Source organism: Accumulibacter sp. (genome assembly GCF_031732815.1).
Taxonomy (GTDB): domain Bacteria; phylum Pseudomonadota; class Gammaproteobacteria; order Burkholderiales; family Rhodocyclaceae; genus Accumulibacter.
In genome coordinates this window covers 1-3,409 of sequence record NZ_JAVMKF010000021.1, presented here as the reverse complement: position 1 = coordinate 3,409, position 3,409 = coordinate 1, and the positions used below count along the sequence as shown (strand labels likewise).

Here is a 3,409-nt window from a genome sequence, read left to right as displayed (position 1 = left end):
TGGCCATGGCGCTGATCGAGAACATCCAGCGCGAGGACCTCAACCCGCTGGAAGAGGCGCTCGGCCTGCAGCGCCTGATCGACGAATTCTCGATGACTCATCAGGAGGCGGCGGACGCCGTCGGGCGCTCTCGTCCGGCCGCTTCCAACCTGTTGCGCCTGCTCCAGTTGGCGCCGCCGGTGCAGGAACTGCTGATGGCCGGCGAACTCGACATGGGCCATGCGCGTGCGCTGCTGCCGCTCGCCGGTGCCTTGCAGGTGCAACTGGCGCAACGCGTCGTGCTCAAGGGTTTGTCGGTACGCGAAACCGAGCGTCTCGTGCAGTATGCGCTGCGCCCGCCGAAGGATGTGGCGCCAAGCAAGCCGGACCGCGATGTGCTGCGCTTGCAGGAGGAACTGTCCGACCTGCTTGGCGCCGAGGTCGCCATACGTGCCAATCGGCGGGGGGCCGGTAAGCTGCTCATCGGGTTCGCCGACCTCGATCAGCTCGAGGGAATCATGCAGCGTCTGCGCGCTTGACGCGACGCACCATATAGGCTTGCCGCAAGCTCGCCCGGAGTGCCTGAAAGGCGCGCTACAACAAGGAATCGAAACTTTTTTGCATGTGCGGTTTGCGTCCGCTATACGAGTCTGTTATGCTGCTCACGTTTTGGAGGAACTGGCCGTGCATCCTCAAGTTCGTTGGGTCTTGCGCAGCCAGTTGCTGGTAACGTTGCTCGCTGGGTTGGTGGCGGGACTTACTCTGGGGATAGACGCAGCCGTGTCTGCTGTGCTGGGTGGCGGCATCGCAATGGCAAGTGCATTGGCCTACGCCTGGCGGGCATTACGCTCAGCGAGGGTGGCGATCGACGCAAGAAGGGCGCTCAACGCACAGGTGCTGGGCGAAAGCTACAAGTTTGCCGTCACACTGCTGCTCTTCTCCCTGGTGTTCACTGCTTATGCCGCTCTGGTCCCCGTGCCCTTCTTCCTCGCGTATGCAGCGACAATCGTAGTTTATTGGATCGCGCTGCTCCGGCAGCGCTAGTCGAACAGGGGGAAATTATGGCTTCGGGCGGAGCGCTGACGACCAGTGAGTATATTGTCCACCACCTGACCAATCTGACAGTCGGGCACGGCTTCTGGACGTTTCACCTCGATACGCTGATTGTCTCCGGGCTACTCGGCCTGGTAGCGTTCGTCGGCATGGCCAGACTTGCCGGCAGGGCGACCTCCGGGGTTCCCGGCAAGATGCAGGCGGCGGTCGAAATGGTCCTCTCCTTCGTCGATCAGCAGGTGAAAGACACCTATCACGGGAAGAGCCCGCTGGTCACGCCGATGGCGATCACCATCTTCGTCTGGATTTTCCTGATGAACGCGATGGACCTGATCCCGGTCGATTTCCTGCCGGTCCTTCTGGGCTTTGCCGGTGTGCACTACTTCAAGGCAGTACCGACGACTGATCCCAATCTGACCTTTGCTGCCGCACTGACCGTGTTTGCCGTGATGATCGTGATGAACATCAAGGTTAAGGGCGTCGGCGGCTTCCTGCATGAAGTCTTCACCGTCCCCTTCGGCGCCAAACTCGCCCCGCTGAACCTGCTTTTCCGGATCATCGAAGACATCGCCAAGCCGATCTCGCTCTCGCTGCGTCTGTTCGGCAACATGTACGCCGGCGAAATGGTCTTCATTCTCATCGCGCTGATGGGTTTGTGGCAGTTGCCGCTGGCTTTGCCGTGGGCTCTTTTCCACATCCTGATCATCACCCTGCAGGCGTTCGTGTTCATGATGTTGACCATCGTCTACCTGTCGATGGCCAGCGAGTCGCACGGCTGATTGCGCCATCCGGTCGCCAGTTTGGTTCACGTTGTCCTTGTTTAACCCATTTAGCATGTTTTATTAGGAGAAACTAATGGAAGCCCTGTCCACATTGCTTGGTAACACCGCCATCGCCGTTGCTATTCTGATCGGTGCGGGTGCACTCGGTACCGCTATCGGTTTCGGTCTCCTCGGTGGCCGCTTCCTGGAAGGTGCCGCCCGTCAGCCGGAGATGATCCCGACCCTGCAGGTCAAGATGTTCATCGTTGCCGGTCTGCTCGACGCGGTTACGATGATCGGCGTCGGTATCGCGCTGTTCATGCTCTTTGCCAACCCCTTCATCGCCGTTGTCAAGGCCGGCTGATCGCTTCTTCCTTCGCTTCAACTCTTGTAACAGGAGGTTAGCGTGAACATCAACGCAACGTTGCTTGGCGAGGCGATCTGGTTCGGCGTCTTCATCTGGATCACGATGAAATATGTCTGGCCACCGCTGCAAAAAGCGATCGCCGATCGCCAGAAGCTGATCGCCGACGGGCTGGCCGCCGGCGAACGCGGCAAGCACGAACTTGAACTGGCCGGCAAGAAGTCCGCCGACGCCCTGCGCGAAGCAAGAGCGAAGGCGGCAGAGATTGTCGGCGCGGCCGAAAAGCGCGCCGCACAAATGATCGAAGAGGCCAAGGGGGCAGCCAGGATCGAAGCCGACAAGGTGGTTGCCGCCGCAAAAGCCGAGATCGCCCAACAGGCGGAGCACGCCAAGGCCGAGCTACGCAATCGCGTCGCCGATCTCGCCGTGGCGGGCGCTGAGCGCATCCTGAAGCGCGAAGTCGACGCCAAGGCGCATGCCCAGATGCTGGTCGCGCTCAAGCAGGAACTCTGACACCATGGCTGAACTCGTCACCATCGCGCGCCCCTACGCCGAGGCGGTATTCCGCATCGCGCAGGAAAACAACGCGCTGGGGGTTTGGTCCGAGCGGCTTTCGCTCCTTTCCTCGATTGCCCGGGACGAACGGATGCGCTCGTGCATCGGCAACCCCGAACTGTCGGCCGTGCAGAAGAGTGCGCTCTTCAAGTCGTTGATCGGTCAGGCTCTGGGAAGTGGTGAAGCCAATCTGATCGACGTGCTCGCCGCCAACGAGCGGCTCTCGGCCTTACCCGAAATCGCGGGCCTTTTCGAGGCCCTCAAGGCGACCCAGGAAGGCGTCAAGGAAGCGACGATCTACAGCGCGTTCCCGCTCGACGAGGGACAGCGCAAAGCGTTGATTGCGGATCTGGAAACGCGCTTCAAGACCCGGCTGACAGCCGAAGTGGTCGTCGATCAATCGCTGATCGGCGGCGTCAAGATTGTGGTCGGCGACCAGGTTCTCGATACCTCCGTACGCGGAAAACTGGAGAGCCTGAGCTTGGCGCTCAAGAACTAGGAGAAATTCCATGCAGTTGAATCCTTCCGAAATCAGCGAACTGATCAAGAGCAAGATCGACAATCTGACGATCAGTTCCGATCTGCGCACCCAGGGGACCGTCGTTTCGGTGACCGACGGGATCTGCCGCATCTATGGCCTGACCGACGTCATGCAGGGGGAAATGCTCGAATTCCCGGGCAACACCTTCGGCATGGC

At 60.4% G+C, this 3,409-nt stretch carries 6 protein-coding genes and 1 pseudogene; all 7 read left to right on the top strand.

Features of this window, described 5'->3' with window-relative positions; genetic code table 11:
- On the top strand, positions 1-518 hold a 518-nt coding region (locus RKP46_RS01785; protein ID WP_311105043.1), incomplete at its 5' end, for a ParB/RepB/Spo0J family partition protein.
- Between the two features lie 145 nt (positions 519-663).
- Entirely contained in the window at positions 664-1,023 is a 360-nt protein-coding gene (locus RKP46_RS01780) for an ATP synthase subunit I (RefSeq protein ID WP_311105042.1), read from the top strand.
- 17 nt (positions 1,024-1,040) lie between these two features.
- On the top strand, positions 1,041-1,811 hold the full coding sequence (gene atpB / locus RKP46_RS01775) for a F0F1 ATP synthase subunit A (protein ID WP_311105041.1): 771 nt from the start codon (positions 1,041-1,043) through the stop codon (positions 1,809-1,811).
- A gap of 76 nt (positions 1,812-1,887) precedes the next feature.
- Positions 1,888-2,157 carry a F0F1 ATP synthase subunit C gene (gene atpE, locus RKP46_RS01770; RefSeq protein ID WP_409194088.1) on the top strand — a complete coding sequence of 90 codons (270 nt, stop codon included), beginning with the start codon at positions 1,888-1,890 and terminating at the stop codon, positions 2,155-2,157.
- A gap of 42 nt (positions 2,158-2,199) precedes the next feature.
- Positions 2,200-2,670, top strand: coding sequence for a F0F1 ATP synthase subunit B (locus RKP46_RS01765; protein ID WP_311105040.1), 471 nt, complete (start codon positions 2,200-2,202; stop codon positions 2,668-2,670).
- Between the two features lie 4 nt (positions 2,671-2,674).
- Positions 2,675-3,211: a F0F1 ATP synthase subunit delta gene (locus RKP46_RS01760; RefSeq protein ID WP_311105039.1), complete on the top strand. Its 537-nt coding sequence runs from the start codon at positions 2,675-2,677 to the stop codon at positions 3,209-3,211.
- 10 nt (positions 3,212-3,221) lie between these two features.
- Positions 3,222-3,409, top strand: a pseudogene (locus RKP46_RS01755) (F0F1 ATP synthase subunit alpha); the annotation flags it as partial.